Below are 18,006 nucleotides of genomic sequence, written 5' to 3'. Positions count from 1 at the left end.
GCTAGCCCCCGCTGCCCCTCGACTTGCATGTGTTAAGCCTGTCGCTAGCGTTCATCCTGAGCCAGGATCAAACTCTTCGTTGTTAAAATTGTTTTCTATTTTTTTCCTTAGCTCATGAACCGTATTATTGTAGTTACATCTGATATAAAAATTAACGGTATAAGTCAATTAATACACTTGTTACATATTCTATAAAAAACATTAAGAAACTATCACTCTATATATACAATGTATATACACAATAAAAGCATCCTCAATGCTTCCCTTGTACTACTTTAGTCGTTATGTAAATCTTTCAAAGAACTCTTCTTTTCTAACGCTCGTTTTTCTCGAACGCGGGTGCAAAGGTAAAACAACACTTCGCATATTCCAAATATTATTGCAACTTTTTTCTGAAAAAATGCAACCGGAAAAATGTTGCGCGTACATATTATTATCTATAAGGAAAAATGAACTGCACTTCTTACGCAAACAATCAAAACAAACTTTTTTAAAAGCGGCTTACCCTCAAAAAAACATCGAATTTTATTTGTTGCCGATATATATGGGCAATATTGCCGATAACTATCAACAATTCTGCCGACAATTGTCAGCAGGCTTGCCGATATATATCGGCAACCAAAAATAAGCGTACAAAATAAGACGTTATTTGCTTAAAATCAGGCAGTAATCCTACTCTTTTTGTTGTTTCACCAAGTATTTCCAGCAACAATATAACTCTGATAGACAATCATTATAAGTTAAAATAGCTTAACACGCTTGGTTATTTAAAAAAACACCCTACATTTGTCGTGCACTATTAAACTAATACACTGATAAATTAAACTATATGATTCAATTAACGAATGTAAGTTTTGGATACCGCAGGCAGAAACCGGTATTACAGGAGATCAACCTGGAGATTAAACCGGGTAACATCTATGGATTGCTTGGCAAAAACGGAGAAGGGAAAACGACACTTCTTAATATAATGAGTGGTTTACTTTTTCCGGATAAGGGCGAGTGTTTGGTATTCAATGAGATGCCAGAGAAACGCAAGGCGCATTTTCTTCAAAATATATTCTTATTGCCGGAAGAAATCAACCTTCCGGATGTAACAGGACAGGAATATATTAAGATGTTTGCTCCCTTCTACCCCACGTTTAGCAATGAAATATTCGAAGCCTGCAAGGAGTCGTTTGATATAGACTTAACGGCCCCTTTGCGCAAAATGTCGCTCGGACAAAAGAAAAAGGCTGCTATTATGTTGGCGTTATCGGCCAATACCCCTCTCCTACTGATGGACGAGCCGACCAATGGGTTGGACATACCTTCTAAGAGTATCTTCCGCAAGCTTCTGGCAAGTCATATCTCAGAAGAACAGACTGTTATCATCTCAACCCATCAGGTGCGCGACTTGGAAAGCCTGATAGATTCAGTCATTATCCTGGACAGAAAAGAGATACTTTTCAATAAACCGCTGGATGAAATCAGCCGCAAACTAGACTTCCGCAAAGTGGAGACAGAAGAGGCTTCTTTCTACTCCGAGCCTTCGCCTTCAGGAACCGTTGGCGTAGTAGTTAATGACACAGCAGAAAAGAGTATCGTTTCGCTTGAATTGCTGTTCAATGCTGCCACCTCTTCTGCTTCCAGAAGTAAGATCAAGGATATTATCAATCACTAAACACACGAACATCATGGATACTAATTTCAGTTTACATAGAATCTTATTACTACTAAAAGCAGATTGGATTGAACATCGGAAAAACTATCTGTTCAGCATGGGTGCATTATTGCTGGTATGGTTGTTTATCATATTCATTTTAAAGCTAAAAACTACCGATGTAGGGCAGCAGGCCGCAGTTTTTGTGTTCGGAGGGCTTGTTACGTTTCTCTTTTATTGCCGCCACGTGGGAAATAAAGTACATAAATCGATTAGTCGTTACTACACACTGCCGGCCAGCACATTAGAGAAATATCTTACCTTATTGATAGAAGGCTGTATATTCTTTATTACTTACCTGGTGATCTTTTATAGTGGACTATTAGTCTGGAAGTTGATCACACCGGAGGCACCCATTATAACACTGAAAGACATCACTTTCAAGAATGGTAGCGAAAGTGGGATATTTTTTCTTACATCCCTTATCTTCCTGTCGTACATGACATTCAGAAAGCATGCTTTCCTGATCGCCATTGCCGGATTGGCTACCTATATCGCAGTTTTTGCCGGGTTTTATGTCAGGATTTTAAAAGCGATTCACGACAATAATCAAGGCTTTTTCAAATCTTCTTTCCTATTTGATTCATTCGAGTTTGGAGCCACGCTTTATACCCCTTTGATGATCCTATTCTCTGTTATCATGCTATGTATCGGATATTTAAAACTTAAAGAAAAGGAACTGCGATGAACTATAATACAAATCAATCCATTTTTATGCAGATCGCAGACCAGATTTGCGATCGGGTATTGAGCGGAGAATACCAGTCGGACAACCGTATCCCCTCTGTCAGGGAGCTGGCTGTAGAGATGGAAGTGAACCCCAATACCGTGATGCGTTCGTTTGAGAAATTGCAAGACAAAGAAATTATATACAACAAACGGGGCATCGGGTACTTTATCTCGCCTGCTGCAAAAGATAAAATCAGGGAAATGCGTCATAATCACTTTATTGACGAAGTGCTTCCTTCTGTCTTTAAAGAGATGATCCTTCTGGACGTCAGCATGCAGGAACTGACAAATGCCTATAACAACTATTTATCAACTTCTAATCAACTAAAATCATGAAACGTAGTAACCTCATATTCTTCATTTTCATTGGCATACTGTTTATCACACCTCTGGTGATAATGGGTATATTCTACCTTACGCCCAAAGAAACAAAACTGACCGGATTGGGAAGTAAACATCACATCTATATCATTGAAAACAATGAATTAAGTGCTGAAAATGTGAAAATTGAACAATTCGATGATACGACGGAGCCTTTTGAAATTAAAATCGACAATACCTCCATATTCAACAAATATACCTCTATCTATTACAAGGGGACGAAAAACTACCTTCCGAGCATTCGCGAAGAAGGTAAAACCCTGATTATCGGAAAACCGCAGAAGGAAACATCCAACGAAAAACTCACGCTACATATCAAAAGTAATTTAGTAAAAAAGGTGATACTGAACGGAACAGAGATATGGAATAATGGCGAAGAGGAGTCGGCTGACGGATACAGTTTCGTACCGGAACTCACGGAAAAGATAGACGCATTTGTTGAATATTACGCATCTTTACAGAAATAAACATAAAAAAATCACTATTTTCGTTCCCAAATGAATACTAACTCATCTGGGAATGAAAAAACGATTGATTCTCTTTTTGCTCTATACTTCCTTTACCTGCTTCGCGCAGCAGACTGAGCGAATGTATCTGTCTGGTACAGGAAGCGATAACACCGTGTTATGGGATTTCTTTTTACACCCGATAATCCCGTGAAGCGGAATAACGACAATACAATGGGTAAATCTCCGGACGGACAGTTGTCTATCTTGAATGCTATAAGCCCGGTAGGAACTAAATTCAAAGAAACAAAAGAAGTTGGCCCGCAAGGCCAGCCTAATTACTTCTTAAGTTCCGGACATGCCGAGCCGGTGAAAGGGACGTTTTATCTAAAATATATTCCTTAATTATCAAAAATTTATATGGAGTCTACATCGCTGATTGTATGGATTCTTTCTTCTGTTTACGCATTATTGATTATAGGTACGTTTTACGCCATCCTTACGGAAGACACTAATCCCACCAAAACAATGTCCTGGCTACTGGTATTGCTGGCTATACCAGCTTTGGGGCTTATTATCTATTACGCCTTCGGGTATAATCCACGAAAGAGAAGGCATTCGTCGTTCATTTACAACATCTTTCGGGATGAACTTGTGGCAAAAGCGCCCGACAAAATCCGCTTATCAGAGAATCCACACAGAGAAAAGATAGAGCCCTCTTACCGCAGACTGACCGACTTGCTCAGGCAAAGCAACGACTCAAACGTACTGTATGGCAGCAAGGTAGAGATACTAACGACCGGAAAGCAGAAGTTTGAAGCTCTGATAGACGACCTCAACAAAGCTACGCATCATATCCATATCGAGTATTTCTCGTTCAGGAAAGACAAAACCGGGTATATGATCCGCGACCTCTTGATGAAAAAAGCCCGGGAGGGGGTCATTGTACGTTTTATTTATGAGAATATCGCCAATATAGACGTCAGCCCCAGCTTCTTTTACAAGATGAAAGAGGCCGGAGTAGAAGTGCTGCCTTTCAGCAAAAGCTCGCTTCCCTTTATCAGGCGGAAACTGAACAACCGGGATCATCGCAAAATTGTGATTATTGACGGGAAAACAGGCTATACCGGCGGCATGAATATCGGCGACGAATATGCCTACGAATGGCGGGATACCCACCTGCGTATCAAAGGAAAAGGGGTATACGGCCTGCAATATAATTTCCTGCATATCTGGTATGAATCGGGAGGTGGCATCCCGGAGAAGGTAGAAGACTACTTCCCCGACTACGAGGAGTATTCAGCCAACCTGATGCAAGTAGTACCGGAAGCCCCCAACTCGCCCTGGCCTTATTTGCTGCTGGCTTCGAGCCACCTCGTAAGCGGAGCCAGAAAGTACATCTATATCCAAACCCCTTATTACCTGCCACCGGATTCGCTGATGCAAGCACTAAAGGCTGCGGCGCTCAGCGGTGTGGATGTGCGCGTAATGCTGCCCTCCAAAGCCGACCTCTTCTTCATGGACCCAGCCGTTCACTCCTATTACGAAGAATCCTTGCTGGCAGGCATAAAGATATACGAATACCAAGCCGCCTTCCTGCATGCCAAGACGATGGTAGTAGACGATTACCTCTCCGTAATCGGCTCAACCAATATGGACCTGCGCAGCCTGGAGATCAACTTCGAGGTAAACACCTACATGTACGACCCCGACATCGCCCGCCAAAACTACAACATATTCATGGAAGACCTTAAAAAATGCAAAGAAGTAACCCTCGAAGAATGGCTCCAACGCCCCTGGTGGAAAAAGATCGTCCAATCCATCATGCGCCTCTTCTCCCCTATTTTGTAGATTTCTTCTTCCGTAAGCCTTTGAAGAGCAAGGCTATTTTTCGTTTCAGGGGCAAGGGAGTTACTTGTATTTCTTTCTTGATAGCCTCCTGATGCTGATCTAAGTAAGTGGTAGAGGTTTCATAGCCTTTTTGGTAGATATAGGATACGTGTTTGAAATCGAAGATGGAATAGGTGGAGACTTCGTTTGATTCGATCAGGAAATCGCATAGGCTTCGTTCAGCCATTGTATTAGAGCCTACTACGTAATTCATGGTACGTTCGAGCATATACCTCAGGGAGTTATCGTACTTCATGGGGGTAACGGGACTGACATTGACTCCGATTAGCTTTTCGCAGTCCTGACGGATGACGGAAACCGGGAAGTTCATAAACAAGCCTCCGTCTACAAAATAGTGATTATCAATCTCCACGGGTGTAAAAACAATGGGGACGGAGCAGGAAGCGATCACTGCCGGGATCAGCTCTCCTTTGCTGAAAACCTGCTTGACCCCGTATTCGATATCTGATGCTACTACCCGCAAAGGGTATTTCAGCTCTTCAAACGTTCGGGCGTGAAGGTATTTTTCCAGAAAAGATTTGAATTTATTAGTTTTAAAAATGCCTCCTTGAGGAATGGAAGTATCCGCAAATTCCCTGAATTTCACTTTCTCAAAGATCGCATAGATCTCTTTGGGGCTGTAGCCATCGGCATAGAAAGCGCCGGCTAAAGCACCGGCGCTTGTTCCCGATAGGATATCAGGATAAATATTCCTTTCATTCATAGCCTGTAAGGCGGCTATATGTACAAATCCACGGACACCACCACCACTTAAGGTGAGGCCTAAGGTGTATTTCTCATTCGTTGCTTTATCCATTTATTTTTCACTAATCCGGTAAACCGTAAGGGAATAAGCAGGCAATACAGACGTCTGCATTTCCTCTATAGTGCATCCCGACGTTTGCGGTTTAGCGGTCTTATCATCCAGCGCTCCTTGCAAGACTGTTTTAGACACTTTCATGCCCGAAACAGGGATGCCTCCCAGATTGACAGACGGCTGAACAGCTACCGGCAAGCGGTTTACCAACTTGATAATCAGGTCGCCCGATGACATATCCCTGACTACAGAAGCAGCCACTCGCCTTTCTACGGCAGTATCCTTTACTGTCAAATCAATCCAGCTGGGAATATACTCATTTCCTGTATGTACGCCAAATAATTGCTGCACATAATAGCCTACCGTTGGTTTCACTTCCGCATTGGTAAAGTATATCAGATCCGGATTCCATTGAGTACGACCCTCTTTGGCCAGCAAGGGAGCATACGAGGCCATACTTACGATGTCGGCATTGCGCTCTAAAGAAGTCAGGTAAATAGCCTCTGCCAAAGCGGTTTCCATGTTGTTGTGCCTGCCTTCGATGTGGGCGGCATATTCGCCCAGGTACACCTTAGCACCTTGGCGGTTATACGAATCGTAAAAGTCTTGATTATTAATGAACCAGCCCGGCGATTGATAGTAATGTTCATCCATCACCGGAACGCCCAGTTTGTCAGCAATCGCCCAGCCTTCTTCATAGTCCGTTCCCTCGTTGAAAGGGCCTGCCGTACCGATGATCGTAATCTCGGGATGCTTCGCCTTTACGGCATTGTATAAGAGGGTAAAACGCTCTTCAAACACCTCAGAGATCAGGTCTTCGTTGCCGATGCCTACATATTTGAGGTTAAAGGGTTCGGGGTGGCCTGCTTCGACGCGTACCCTCCCCCACTTGCTATTTGCGGGGCCGTTTGCATATTCTATCAGGTCGAGTATCTCCTGCGCGTAATCGTGCATTTCACACATCGGGAGGCCTTTCTGCCCGTTATAGCTGGAGTTCTGGCAACACACGCCGGCAGGTACTACGGGGACAGGTTCTGCCCCTATGTCTTCACAAAACTGGAAGAACTCAAAGTATCCCAAACCAGCCGTTTGATGGTAGCGCCAGATGTTTCCTTGCGGAACGCGGGATTCCAGCGGGCCTACGGTATTCTTCCAGCGGTACATATTCCCCAGCCCATCGCCATGCGCCAGACAGCCGCCCGGGAAACGGACAAAGCGCGGTTTCAGGTCGGCAATGGTTTGTGCCAAGTCGGCTCGCAAGCCGTTCGGACGGTTCTTGAATGTCTTTTGCGGGAAAAGAGAGATCATATCCAATGATACACTCCCTTTTTTATAGATACGAACAGCCAGACGGGCATCGCTAACATCCTGGTTTGAAGTCAATACACCTGTATATTTCTTCCACTCAGCCGTCAGATTATCAATTTGAGCTTCGGCAAAGATTTCTCCGTTTTTACCCAGCAACTGAACGCTTAGCTTCCCTGTTTTCCCCTTGGCAAAGAGAGAGAAATTGTAAGATTCGCCAGCTTTAAGCACGATACCGTCAAAGCCTTCATTTACAAAGGCAATTCCTTTCCCGGCATGCTTTATGTCCAATACGGCATAGTGTGGATTGTTGGGGTGTATCGGCTGTACAGTGTCAATCGTAAACGTAGCTTTGCCTTTCGCTCCGGTCTGTAACTCCCAGCTTGTAAAGGCATTCCAGTTCTTGTTATTTCCGGCTACATCCTCCGGCGAATACTCAAAATCCCGGTTTTGCACCAGCTCGGCATACAAGCCTCCGTCGGCGGCATAGTTCAGGTCTTCATAGAAAATACCCATCAGATTGTCGCTTATTTTCTTGCTTTGTTCAGGGATCAAAGATATCTCAGCCCGAATTGTTTCTTTCAGTTTGCCTGTAAGAACCTCTTCCTTCATCCAATAGTGGCTTTCTCTTTCTTCTTTCCGGCCAACTTCCGCCCGTATATTATCGATAAAATCCAGGGATACATCCAAATAGGTGCCCCGCTCCAGATTGACTAATTTGGTCATCGGAGCAGCCTTTTCCTGATATAGTTCGTAGTATTTGTCGCCTTTGGAGGGGTATGCTTGTCTGGACCAATGTACAAAGTCTCTGGTACTTGCATGTCCTATGGCTTCGTTGCACTCATTGAGCATCCACAGGCAATGGTATAGGCCATCTTCTCCTTTGAAAGTCAAGGGGTTGATCAGCCGCTTTTCGGTGCCCCAGTTGCCATAATCCGAGCGCAGGAAACTAAATTCCGGACCTATCTTGTTCCATTCCTTTCCATCCTCGCTCCAGGAGAGGTGTAAACCGTTCTTATTGTTGTTCTCATCTGTGCTGTAGGCAAACAAACGACCCGGCAGCAAGTTGTATGTAAAGTTCTCAAAACGCACCTCGCCGCTACCTGCTGCCATCAGCCCCAGGCGCAAGGAATAGAAGCCTCCATGATTATTATGATGCAGGCCTGATACGTCTAACTGATCTTTTATTGTTTCCCATTCGGAGCCATCACGACTGATCTGTAACGAACAGACATTGCGACGATTAACGATCTTCAGATAAAAGTGATTCCCCAGCGAATTTGCCACCTTTGACTGCTTGTTCGCATCCTCATAAAGCGTAATACTTTTACCGTCAGACGATATCCCGGCAAAAGCTACTTCATTATAAAACAGCAATAAACCACCTACTGCCCCTCTACCGAGCGTTACCTCTACCTGAGCCTCATAATTCTTGTCCGGAACGATAGCCAATTGCAAGCTCGCATTCTTGGGAGAAGCCCCTTTCCCACGCATAGACAACTTACCATCTTTCCAGGCATATTGCGCATTATATTCCTTCCAGGAACTCCAGTAGAGACTGGGTTTTGCCTTATCTGCAAGGGAAGTATTGGGACGTACAGCCTCCATAATTTTGCGCGAGCGAAACCACCCATCATCCAGCCATTGCATAGGCTCAATCAGCGTTTGCCTACCCAAGGTATGATACCCCTTCTCGTATGCATGATACACCATCCACCAGTTCCCATCTACATCATCAATCAACGTACCATGCCCTTTAGACCACCAACGCTCACCGTCACTATATGTATGAACGATAGGGTTATAAGGAGAGTTCTCCCAAGGCCCCCGGACGCTTTTGGAGCGAGCAGCTACCACCATGTGGCTCGTAGCCGGTCCCGCCGTTCCACCTTCTGCGGAAATCATATAAAAATAGCCGTCTTTGCGGATCAGTTTAGGCGACTCCAGACACATACATTCCGTATCCCAATGTTCGGGATACACCCAGCCATCGTACAGCTTTTCGGGCTTCCCAACGATAGAGAGTCCATCGTCCGAAAGTTGCACCATGATCCCTTCATTCAGATACAAATAGCGCTTACCATCTTCCCCAACGACGTGGCCAGGATCTATTCCTTTTATCTTCAAATCAATGGGTTTGCTCCACTTGCCCCGGATATCGTCTGCCCAGACAACCCAGTTGGTCTCTCCTGCCGGAAAATAGATATAATACCTTCCGTTATGCTTCACCAGGTCGGGGGCAAAGACAGAGCCCACATTCGTAGTTATGGCATAGCCTATTGATTCCCAGTTGGTCAGATCCTGCGAATGCCAGATCTGCAAGCCGGGCAGATAGTAGAACGAAGAGTGCGTCATGTAATAATCCTTCCCATCACGAATGATCGACGGATCGGGGTAATCCCCTTTCATTATAACTTTAGGATATACTGCAGCCGAAAGGTAGCTAGACAAACCTAATAAAAGGATCAGAAATAGTATCTGCTGTTTCTTCATGGATGTATGAGGTTTTTATAAAAGTGAATGAAGTCCCACAATTGTAGAACACGTGTTCTACAGTTGTTGAATTCATGTTCAACAGTTGTAGAACTTATGTTCAACATATGTGGGACGATAATCTATCGTTTTAATGTGATAACTGTATAAGAGTATTTCGGGAATGTGTAGCGGGTACCTTTGCGAGAGATTGTAGCCCGCGAAGGCTTGAATACTACATTGTTCATATTCTCATACGTATTAAATTCCGTCAACTCGCAACCGCCTATGGTTTGCACCTCCGCGCGTGTATTGAAGCGGAAGTTGTCTATATTGAGGATGGCCTCCTGAGGTTGGTCGGACAGGTTGGCAATATAGATCGTCATTTCTGTCTTAGCCTCATTGATCTTGGCAGTTACGTCCAGGATGGTGTCATTGTCCGAAACAGCCTTAACTACATAGGGCTTCCAGGTCTTCATCATCATCTCGTCGATATGTGCCGAGGGCTGGAACCAGATGGTATCTGCCGTGTAGTGGATGCGTCCCTGATCCCACATATAGTGCATATTATGAGGCTGGAAGGTATTGGCTGTCCCTAGCATTTGGAAGCAATCTCCGTAGCGTTGCAAGGTATTCCAGTTGTGGGCATGAGCCAGTCCCCTGTCCCAGTCGCAGCGGCTGCCGTTTTCTTCCATCGGATGCAAATTGAGCTTGAACCCGGGATGATCTTTCGCCAGTTCGGCTTGCAAATTAATACCCATTTCGTTCAGGAAAGCATCCCCCCTATCAGCAAACAGAAGGGCTCCGGAATAATGCGGATCCCAAGCCAGTTTATCGCCTTTTCCTTTGCTGATAAACCAACCGGCCAGTTCGGAAGCCAGTTTGTAATCTTCTCCCAACTGCTGCTTAGCGTCTTCCAACTGCTGCTGCAATCTATCTAATTCCCAAGGGGATATACTTTGTTGTTTCGCTTCGGCAACTTGTTTTTCAAGCTGCTGTATACGTTGCTTTTGATATTCCGAACCTCCTCTTTTATAGCCACTTCCACCAATATTAAGAGAGGTCATGATAGACATATTCGAGTCGACTTCCCAAGCAGCTTCTGCAAACTTTTTCATGCACTCTACATATCCGCGCGTGATGGGGCGTTCGTTGTCCACCTGTATGTATTTCAAGTTGTAAGGCTCCGGATGTCCGTGTTTGGCACGCAAAGCTCCCCATTTAGATGAAGTAGAGCCATTTACATACTCCACGAAATCGCGGATATCTTCGTATGTTTCATCCATGCTCATACCGATAATAGCAATAGCATTGATGGACTCGGCAGCTTGCAGCATCTCTATAAAGCCAAAGCTATGAGTAGCATAGGGGTTGAAACCGCTACGGAAGGTGACTCTCCGTTCGTCAACCGGCCCAATCATCTTTTTCCAACGATAGAGATAGGTATCAGCCCCTACATCCACCATCGACCCATTGTAGCGAAAAGCGGTAATACCTTGTTTCTGAAGGGCATCTGTAAACATTTTCCGAATAGGGAAACCGTTTACCCTACCCCACTCTCCGGGCTGCAGGAAGGCAAATCCCAGGCTTACTTCTCCCGGGTTTTTCAAGGCAATGCCAAAGCTTCCGTTGATCGTATTTTTGTTTGGAATCAACTCAAAGTCAATCTTTTCATAGCTTCCATTCCCTTTCAGTTGATAAGGTTTTTCTGCCAGAACAGCTCCTTTTTCATCCCGCAGAGAAAGGTAGAGTGTAACAGCTTTTTCCGCTTTTACCCGAAGGATACCGTCATAAGGCTTCCCCGCATCAAAACGAATCCCCATCCGGTATAGGCCGTGATTGGTGATCCCTACTTCTCCGCTTCCGCCTGTAAAGCTGATTAGCTGAGACTGACGTCCTATATAGGCCTGTCCATCACGTCTCAGTTCGTATTTGTATTGAGGGCTTCCGCTTGTTAGCTTGCTCCAGTATTTGCTGATCTGCTCGTTTCCGTTGATGCGTTCCAACATCGTTTTCTGAATAGCCGGAGGCAGGGAATCATACACTAAGAAACGCCCTGGGAAGCTCCATCCCGAAATCACCCGGGGCTCGCGGAAAGGACGTGTATTATAGATGTCCTTGGAGTGGAAATCATACTTTTCCGAAAGATTGTTCCAGTTTACGCGCGAATAAATGTCGGTTTGCGTAATAAGGTGTGGTATTCTCCTTTCATCCAGCATAATGTAAATCTTGGAATAGTCGCTCTTATCCAGATTGAGGAAGTCTACATCTACGTTTTCTTCAAAGGCTTCGCCATGGATTAGTTGGCTGAACATTCCTCCGTTTGTCTGGTTGTTGAGGTCTTCGATATTAGTCCCGTTAAAGAGTTTGCTAACGGTTGCGATCTGTTCACCCGCGTCTATGTGTATACGGGTTTGCAATTTGTCCTGCCCGAAAAGACTACTTGTCAGAAGCAGGGAAATGATGATAAATACAGTGTTTCTCATGATAAGTGTAATTAAGCCCCGAAAAGTAATAAATATTATTGACAAAATTACACTTATCGATAAAAATATATGTTTTATCCCCTATTAATGTTTGATTTTCGAAAGACAGGAAAGCCTCTTTCTGCTAAATAGACACCAGCTAATATCAGCGCCGCCCCGACTAATGCTATAGGAGTTATTGTTTCGTCTATCATGATAGCCGATGTAATAAGCGTAACAACAGGTATAAAATAAATGTAAACAGAGGTACGGATAGCTCCTAAATGCTTGACAGCCATATTCCAAAAAATGAAACACAACATAGAGGCCACCACCCCTAGAAAAACCAGGTTACTAATCACAATCGGCTGAAAAAGAATAGCTCTATCTGTCGTAAGAGGCGAAAACCAAAAGACTGGTAACATGGTAAGAAGCCCGTAAAAGAAAACTTTCCGGGTAATAAACAGTATCGGATAACGGCTATCTAATTGCTTGAGAATAATATTATAAAAGGCCCACATAACAGCCGCAATAATAGTTAGGATATCTCCCAAAGGACTGATTTTCAAAATAAAATTACCATTAAACACCACAAAAGCAATCCCCGTCAACGCCAGCAGAGAACCATAAATCAAACGCTTCTTCAAACGCTCTCCCTTAATCAACAAATGAGACAAAAACCCGGTAATCAGAGGAGCCGTACAAATAATAAGAGATACGTTTGAAGCCAATGTAATCCCCAAAGCCGTATTCTCGGCAAGAAAATAAAGGGAACCTCCTGTTATCCCGGAACAGAAAAACAGCAACTCATCCCTTTTCGTATCTGCCCATAGCTTCTTCGGCGAAAAAAGCCATATCAGAAAATACGCCAATAAAAAACGATAGAAAAAAATACCGGCCGGAGTCAGCCCATGATTAATCAAAACCTTAGTAGAAACAAATGTCGTCCCCCAAACAATAGAGGTAAATAACGCCAACAAATGGTAGGATGTGTCGTTTTTCATTTAGTAAGAAGTCCGAACCCTCAACAGGTTCGGACTATCACTTTTAATTAAAGAATTCTTTCAGTTTTCCTTCGTCTATCAACTTGATAATCAATTCACCAAACAGAGTATTTGCCCAGGCAAACCATTTGCGGGTGAAGTTGGTTGGATCGTCTTTGTGGAATGATTCGTGCATAAAGCCTGTTCCGCCATCCGTATCACGAAGTGTCTGGATACAATAGCGTATTTCTTCTTCGCTAGTAGATGTAGTGGCACGCATGATGATGCTCATCGGCCAAATATAGTCGAAACCGATATGCGGGCCTCCGATACCTTCAGCAGCTTTCCCTTTGTAGAAGTATGGATTAGAGCTACTTAATACCAAACGACGGGTATTCTGATACACCGGATCGTTCACGTCTACACAGCCCAGGAAAGGCAGCGCCAGCAAGCTCGGCACATTAGCATCGTCCATGCAAACATAATTGCCAAAACCATCTACTTCAAAGGCATACACTTTTCCGAATCCTTCACGCTCTACAATTCCGTACTTTTTAATGGCAGCTTCTACTTCAGTAGCCAAAGCTTCACAGCGACCTGCTAAATCGGTATTGTTCTTTATCTTACGAAGCATTTCTGCCGCCTGGCGAAGCGAAGTAACAGCAAATAAGTTAGAGGGGATAAGGAAACCGAACAAAGTGGCGTCATCAGACGGACGGAACGAAGATACGATCAGCCCTACCGGATTAACCGGGCTTCCCCAACCGTCATTCAGCAAGGTATCACCCTGGCGATTGGTGGTACGAGAAAATCTATACGGACCTAAGCTATCTTTCCGCTGCTGCTCTTTAAACGTTTTCAGGATTGTTTCTATAGCCAATACCCATCTATTATCGAATACAGATGTATCACCTGTTTCTTTCCAATAATGATAAGCCAGGCGAACCGGATAGCACAGTGAGTCGATTTCCCACTTACGCTCATGCAGTTCTTTCTTCATGGCCGTATGATCGCTTTCCCACTCACTACCAAGAGGACCATCATTAAAGCCATTAGCATAGGGATCAATCAGAATACAATCGGTCTGGCGATTGATAACACCAGCCAACATATTTTGCAATGCTTTCTCCTTTTTTGCCAATACTACATACGGATACACTTGGGCAGAAGAGTCACGTAGCCACATGGCATGAATATCTCCTGTAATGATAAACGAGTCATGTCGTCCATTCTTAAGGGAATATTCACAAGTTGTATCTAAAGTATTCGGATAACAGTTTTCAAACATCCAGGCGAGTTTCGGATCTTTGATGCGTTTTTTGTATGCGGCAATCGTTTCTTCAACTATTTTTGAAGTAAACTTTCGCTCTCCCGGAGCCGGGCGTTTACTTACCAGATTGTTTGCTGCAGCAGCTACGGAGGCATATTCTTTGTTTCCTGATACTGAGTAAACATTTTCACCAACTAATAATCCCGCAAGGGATAGAGTTCCTGTTTTCAGGAAATTACGTCTTGTCGTCATAGTATATAATGGATAGTTTAATAATTTAGCAGCGAATTTAACTAAAATAGCTAACTCCACAAAATAATAAAGGCCCCGAATCATCTGATTGGAGCCTTGATTACCTCGTTTATAGAGATCAACCTAAATACGATTTGAGAAGCTTGCTACGCGTTCCTTGTCTTAATCTTCTGATAGCTTTTTCTTTGATCTGGCGGACACGTTCTCTTGTGAGACCAAATTTGTCGCCAATCTCTTCTAATGTCATTTCTTGACAGCCAATACCGAAAAACATTTTGATTATTTCACATTCTCTTTCGGTTAGTGTAGCAAGTGCTCGATCAATTTCTTTTGCCAATGACTCGTTCATTAACGACCGGTCTGCGATAGGAGCATCATCGTTAACAAGCACGTCCAACAGGTTGTTATCTTCGCCTTCTACGAACGGGGCATCCACTGAGATATGTCTTCCTGATACTTTCAACGTATCTGAAATCTTATCAACAGGGATATCCAATTCTTCTGCGAGCTCTTCCGGAGACGGCCGACGTTCGTTTTCCTGCTCGAACTTAGAGAAGGCTTTGCTGATTTTGTTCAGCGAACCTACCTGGTTCAACGGAAGACGTACAATTCTCGACTGCTCTGCCAAAGCCTGCAAAATAGACTGGCGAATCCACCATACAGCATACGAAATAAACTTAAAACCTCTGGTTTCATCAAATTTCTCAGCAGCTTTAATCAACCCCAGATTACCTTCATTGATTAAGTCGGGCAGACTTAAACCTTGGTTCTGATATTGCTTAGCTACAGATACAACGAAACGCAAATTTGCTCTAGTTAATTTCTCTAATGCTTTACGGTCACCTCTTTTGATTGCCTGTGCCAATTCTACTTCTTCTTCTACTGTAATAAGATCTTCACGACCAATTTCTTGAAGGTACTTATCCAGAGAAGCGCTTTCGCGATTGGTAATGGACTTTGTAATCTTTAATTGTCTCATCCAATGATTTTATATTGAGAATACGGGGTGCAAAGATAACATTTTTTTTATAAGTATTGGCTGCGTTGCACTCCACACGCAGCCAATTAAAAACCTTTAACAATCTTTCGACCTATATATGACTATATTACCTGATCTTATTGTGCAAGATCAATAGCATAGTACCGTGTACGCCCATTGGAGGAAATACCTTTAATAAACAACACTTTATCTTCGGAATTTGATTTAAGAACCTTGTCTACAACCTTCTCAAACTCATCTATTGAAGACATCTTCTGGTCGTTTACGATCATAATGATGTATCCTTTCTGGATACCGGCATCCCTGAATTTACCATTGGTTACGCCTGATACTTGTATACCATAGCTAATACCCAACTGCTGTTTCTGTTTAGCCGTAAGATCACTGAATGCTGCCCCTAATAACTCGGCAGAGTCTCCAACGCCTTTCACTACATCCGTATTTCCCTGCATGTTGCGCAGTTCCATAGTAAACGTTTTAGTTGAGCCGTTCCTGTCTACAGTTACTTTCACCTTATCACCCGGACGATATCTGTTTACTTGCTCTTGCAAAGCACTAACCGATCTCACCTTCACATCGTTAACTGCAGTAATAACATCACCGACTTCTACTCCTGCCTCTTTAGCAGAACTGCGGGTAGCAAAATCGGCTACATAAGCTCCTTCTAAGACTTTTACCTTCTCTTTTTGTTCATCCGTTAAATTTTTCACATCCAAAATGGAAACACCCAGGATTGCTCTCTGCACAGTTCCATATTGCTTTAAATCACTTGCCACTTTCCCTGCTATACTGATAGGTACAGCAAAAGAGTAACCGGCAAAATTACCTGTTTCCGAAAGGATCATCGTATTAATACCAATCAGCTCTCCTTTCGTGTTCACCAAGGCTCCTCCGCTATTACCCGGATTCACCGCTGCATCTGTTTGTATGTAAGATGATATTTTATTTATATCTCCGCTTCCTGCCATTACGCCACGGCCTTTTGCACTCACAATACCGGCTGTAACAGTTGATGTCAGGTTAAACGGGTTACCTACAGCCAATACCCACTCGCCTACTTTCAACTTATCCGAGTCTCCAAACGGAATGGTCGGAAAATCTTTCCCTTCTATTTTCAGCAAGGCAATATCGGTCATAGGGTCACTACCTATTAATTTGGCAGCAAATTTCCTACTGTCATTCAGCGTTACTTCCAATTCATCCGCTCCTTCTATCACATGATTATTGGTAATGATATATCCATCGGTAGAAATAATAACACCCGAACCGAAACCTACGCGAGGAGACGGCTGACGTTGATATCCACGATTACCAAAGCCAAAGAAGTACTCAAACGGATCAATATATTGCCGTCCTTCCTGACTGGCTTTTGTGGTAGATTTAATATGAACTACGGCATGAACAGTACTTTCTGCTGCTACAGTAAAATCTATGTTTTCCGCAGCCACAGTGTTATAATTTGCCAATCTAACCGGTTGTTTGAAGCCATACTCTGATTCTACAGCATAAGAAGCATCTTGCTGATTTTTATTAATCAGATACGTACTAGTTCCTATAGCAGCTCCTGCGCTGATTGCGGCTACAAGTGTAATTCCCAGTACATTTTTCCATACTTTCTTCATAACTTCATTTCTTTAATTAAACACTTAAATTTAACATTTTCTTTACTGGCAAATTAAACTCAAAAAACGTGCTGTTATTCTCTTTGCGTATCATTTTTTATCACTTTTAACGACTAAGTCACTCGCTTAACTGTGCTTAACAGTACTGTGCGTTACAAAGTAGCTATTTTAACATTCCGCATCTGCCAATTGGTCAGATTCCGTATGTATATAACAGTAAAAACGGCGGAAATGTTATCACGTTTTGTCAGTTTTATGCTTCATTTCCTTAAATGTGCTGTTTTATCCATATATTTGCAGTGTTGCAGTCTGCCGGTCTGTCGCTCATTACCTGGTAATGGGAGGAAAGTCCGGGCAACACAGAGCACCATATTTCCTAACGGGAAGCTGTCCGCGAGGGCAGAGTAGCGTAACAGAAAATAACCGTTCCGCCTGGCGGAATAAGGGTGAAAAGGTGAGGTAAGAGCTCACCGGGTCTCGTAGCAATACGGGATGCCGTACGCCTTATGGGTTGTAAGGTCATGTATACCGGCGCATGTAGGATAGCTCGTCCGATGCCGGGGGGTAGACCGCTAGATCGTACCGGTGACGGTAAGGCAAGATAAATGGCAGACACTTTCGCCCTCGGGCGGAAGAACAGAACCCGGCTTACAGGCAGACTGCATTTTATTT

General features: G+C 43.6%; 13 protein-coding genes, 1 rRNA gene and 1 other RNA gene. 7 read left to right on the top strand and 8 right to left on the bottom strand.

All coding sequences use genetic code 11. From position 1 onward, the window contains the following. Positions 1 to 83, bottom strand: a 16S ribosomal RNA gene (locus M2470_RS06295); the annotation flags it as partial. Between the two features lie 746 nt (positions 84 to 829). Between M2470_RS06295 and M2470_RS06290 the strand changes: the two genes are divergently transcribed. From M2470_RS06290 to cls, 6 genes are all read left to right on the top strand, one after another. After that, the gene (locus M2470_RS06290; protein WP_280744189.1) at positions 830 to 1,663 is read left to right on the top strand and encodes an ABC transporter ATP-binding protein; all 834 of its coding nucleotides are present in this window, start codon (positions 830 to 832) and stop codon (positions 1,661 to 1,663) included. Positions 1,664 to 1,676: 13 nt separating this feature from the next. After that, entirely contained in the window at positions 1,677 to 2,390 is a 714-nt protein-coding gene (locus M2470_RS06285) for a hypothetical protein (RefSeq protein WP_280744188.1), read from the top strand. Then, entirely contained in the window at positions 2,387 to 2,767 is a 381-nt protein-coding gene (locus M2470_RS06280) for a GntR family transcriptional regulator (RefSeq protein ID WP_280744187.1), read from the top strand. Before M2470_RS06285 ends, M2470_RS06280 begins: the two co-directional genes overlap by 4 nt. After that, positions 2,764 to 3,279 (top strand): hypothetical protein, encoded by a 516-nt coding sequence (locus M2470_RS06275; protein WP_280744186.1) that lies wholly within the window; start codon positions 2,764 to 2,766, stop codon positions 3,277 to 3,279. The genes M2470_RS06280 and M2470_RS06275 overlap by 4 nt, the downstream gene beginning before the upstream one ends. Before the next feature lie 159 nt (positions 3,280 to 3,438). Beyond that, complete coding sequence (locus tag M2470_RS06270) at positions 3,439 to 3,663, top strand: hypothetical protein (protein WP_280744185.1); 225 nt, start codon at positions 3,439 to 3,441, stop codon at positions 3,661 to 3,663. 15 nt (positions 3,664 to 3,678) lie between these two features. Then, positions 3,679 to 5,109 carry a cardiolipin synthase gene (gene cls / locus M2470_RS06265; protein WP_280744184.1) on the top strand — a complete coding sequence of 477 codons (1,431 nt, stop codon included), beginning with the start codon at positions 3,679 to 3,681 and terminating at the stop codon, positions 5,107 to 5,109. Here the strand turns inward: cls and M2470_RS06260 are convergent. The 7 genes from M2470_RS06260 to M2470_RS06230 form a co-directional block, all read right to left on the bottom strand. Next, a complete protein-coding gene (locus M2470_RS06260) occupies positions 5,099 to 5,965 on the bottom strand; it encodes a patatin-like phospholipase family protein (RefSeq protein ID WP_280744183.1) in 867 nt (288 codons plus the stop codon). The genes cls and M2470_RS06260 overlap by 11 nt on opposite strands. Then, on the bottom strand, positions 5,966 to 9,763 hold the full coding sequence (locus M2470_RS06255) for a family 43 glycosylhydrolase (protein ID WP_280744182.1): 3,798 nt from the start codon (positions 9,761 to 9,763) through the stop codon (positions 5,966 to 5,968). A 122-nt stretch (positions 9,764 to 9,885) separates the two neighbouring features. Then, on the bottom strand, positions 9,886 to 12,228 hold the full coding sequence (locus M2470_RS06250; protein ID WP_280744181.1) for an alpha-L-arabinofuranosidase C-terminal domain-containing protein: 2,343 nt from the start codon (positions 12,226 to 12,228) through the stop codon (positions 9,886 to 9,888). Positions 12,229 to 12,302: 74 nt separating this feature from the next. Further along, positions 12,303 to 13,211, bottom strand: a complete 909-nt coding sequence (locus M2470_RS06245; protein ID WP_280744180.1) for a DMT family transporter — start codon at positions 13,209 to 13,211, stop codon at positions 12,303 to 12,305. A 43-nt stretch (positions 13,212 to 13,254) separates the two neighbouring features. After that, entirely contained in the window at positions 13,255 to 14,712 is a 1,458-nt protein-coding gene (locus M2470_RS06240; protein ID WP_280744179.1) for a glycoside hydrolase family 125 protein, read from the bottom strand. A 118-nt stretch (positions 14,713 to 14,830) separates the two neighbouring features. Continuing rightward, entirely contained in the window at positions 14,831 to 15,691 is an 861-nt protein-coding gene (locus tag M2470_RS06235; protein WP_280744178.1) for an RNA polymerase sigma factor RpoD/SigA, read from the bottom strand. A 137-nt stretch (positions 15,692 to 15,828) separates the two neighbouring features. Next, complete coding sequence (locus M2470_RS06230; RefSeq protein WP_280744177.1) at positions 15,829 to 17,334, bottom strand: Do family serine endopeptidase; 1,506 nt, start codon at positions 17,332 to 17,334, stop codon at positions 15,829 to 15,831. Positions 17,335 to 17,638: 304 nt separating this feature from the next. Between M2470_RS06230 and rnpB the strand changes: the two genes are divergently transcribed. Then, positions 17,639 to 18,001: RNase P RNA component class A (gene rnpB, locus M2470_RS06225), an RNA gene on the top strand. Positions 18,002 to 18,006: the final 5 nt, after the last annotated feature.

It is taken from the genome of Parabacteroides sp. PH5-46 (assembly GCF_029892785.1).
Taxonomy (GTDB): Bacteria; Bacteroidota; Bacteroidia; order Bacteroidales; family Tannerellaceae; genus DFXE01.
The sequence above is the reverse complement of the archived record's forward strand: the minus strand, read 5'-3'. Positions and strand labels throughout refer to the sequence as shown.

Coding starts and splice junctions, on each gene's coding strand:
- M2470_RS06290 (WP_280744189.1), top strand. CDS start 830: ATGATTCAATTAACGAATGTAAGTTTTGGATACCGCAGGCAGAAACCG.
- M2470_RS06285 (WP_280744188.1), top strand. CDS start 1,677: ATGGATACTAATTTCAGTTTACATAGAATCTTATTACTACTAAAAGCA.
- M2470_RS06280 (WP_280744187.1), top strand. CDS start 2,387: ATGAACTATAATACAAATCAATCCATTTTTATGCAGATCGCAGACCAG.
- M2470_RS06275 (WP_280744186.1), top strand. CDS start 2,764: ATGAAACGTAGTAACCTCATATTCTTCATTTTCATTGGCATACTGTTT.
- M2470_RS06270 (WP_280744185.1), top strand. CDS start 3,439: ATGGGATTTCTTTTTACACCCGATAATCCCGTGAAGCGGAATAACGAC.
- cls (WP_280744184.1), top strand. CDS start 3,679: ATGGAGTCTACATCGCTGATTGTATGGATTCTTTCTTCTGTTTACGCA.
- M2470_RS06260 (WP_280744183.1), bottom strand. CDS start 5,965: ATGGATAAAGCAACGAATGAGAAATACACCTTAGGCCTCACCTTAAGT.
- M2470_RS06255 (WP_280744182.1), bottom strand. CDS start 9,763: ATGAAGAAACAGCAGATACTATTTCTGATCCTTTTATTAGGTTTGTCT.
- M2470_RS06250 (WP_280744181.1), bottom strand. CDS start 12,228: ATGAGAAACACTGTATTTATCATCATTTCCCTGCTTCTGACAAGTAGT.
- M2470_RS06245 (WP_280744180.1), bottom strand. CDS start 13,211: ATGAAAAACGACACATCCTACCATTTGTTGGCGTTATTTACCTCTATT.
- M2470_RS06240 (WP_280744179.1), bottom strand. CDS start 14,712: ATGACGACAAGACGTAATTTCCTGAAAACAGGAACTCTATCCCTTGCG.
- M2470_RS06235 (WP_280744178.1), bottom strand. CDS start 15,691: ATGAGACAATTAAAGATTACAAAGTCCATTACCAATCGCGAAAGCGCT.
- M2470_RS06230 (WP_280744177.1), bottom strand. CDS start 17,334: ATGAAGAAAGTATGGAAAAATGTACTGGGAATTACACTTGTAGCCGCA.